Here is a 938-nt window from a genome sequence, read left to right as displayed (position 1 = left end):
GAGCCCAAACCCGGCCCCAACCGAGAGGAGAGCGGCGACGGCGTAGATCGCGACCTGATTGTGCTGAATCCGCTGTTTCGAGAGTGTGGTCATAGATGAATAAAAGGGGAACCAGTAGCAACATCAAGCAATCTGCCCCCTCGTTTTGTAGAGGTGGTAGGAGCAGTCGTAAGTCCCCATCGGTGACCGATCTGTAGTATTTGTACTTTGAGTATTTCCCCCGCAGAATCGATTGAACCGGTCAGTTGCGCTGTTGCGATGTGTTTTTAGACGCCCCTGAGGGGTGCGGCACGATCTGAACAGACGCAGTCGCCGTGAACTCGATTCGGTGAACACGATGTCCACGACCAGAGACTCGTCGATCTCCTTCGAAGAGACCAACACGCGATCAGACGAAATGAACAGTACCATCAAAAAGTGGATCGACGACCTCGTCGCCGGCGTCGACGACGCGCAGACTAGTGAGGAGTTCCAGGAGTGGCTGGACATCCAGAGCCGCTTCCACGACTACTCGTATCGGACCTTGTTGGACCCCACGCGGCCCGACACCGGATCGATCGACAATACGTATCGCCTCCGAATCAATGTCGAGCCAGCCATGCTGGAGCCGACAGAGTCCTAGCCGGATCACCCGGGGAGTGGTAGAGCGTCTGTCTGCGTGTCGCCGCTATTTGTTTATATCTTGTTGCGCAATATCAGATAGTGTCTGAAATTACAAAACAGGATATAACGGTCTGTATCGATGCGTATCCCGACCAGGATACTGATGTGTTTCGTATCGGTGCCGCAGACGACATCCTCCGGCTACTCGCCGACGCTCACGAGACGGAGTTTACGATTCCTGAACTTGTCGACGCCACAGGTGTCACCCGCTCAACGGTCTGGCGAGCTGTGAACCTGCTCGACAGTATCGGGGCCATCCGAATTCGAGAGACGCC

The 938-nt window shown here is 55.2% G+C and carries 1 protein-coding gene and 1 pseudogene; both read left to right on the top strand.

The window, feature by feature from the left end; genetic code table 11:
- Positions 1-337: 337 nt before the first annotated feature.
- A pseudogene (locus EXE42_RS15945) lies at positions 338-529 on the top strand (DUF955 domain-containing protein); the annotation flags it as partial.
- Between the two features lie 173 nt (positions 530-702).
- A partial coding sequence (locus EXE42_RS15940) for an HTH domain-containing protein (protein ID WP_241988416.1) occupies positions 703-938 on the top strand: 236 nt, incomplete at its 3' end.

Source organism: Halorubrum sp. SP3, from assembly GCF_005435195.1.
GTDB lineage: Archaea > Halobacteriota > Halobacteria > Halobacteriales > Haloferacaceae > Halorubrum > Halorubrum sodomense.
Note: the sequence above shows the minus strand (reverse complement) of the source record. Positions and strands in the feature narration are given on the sequence as shown.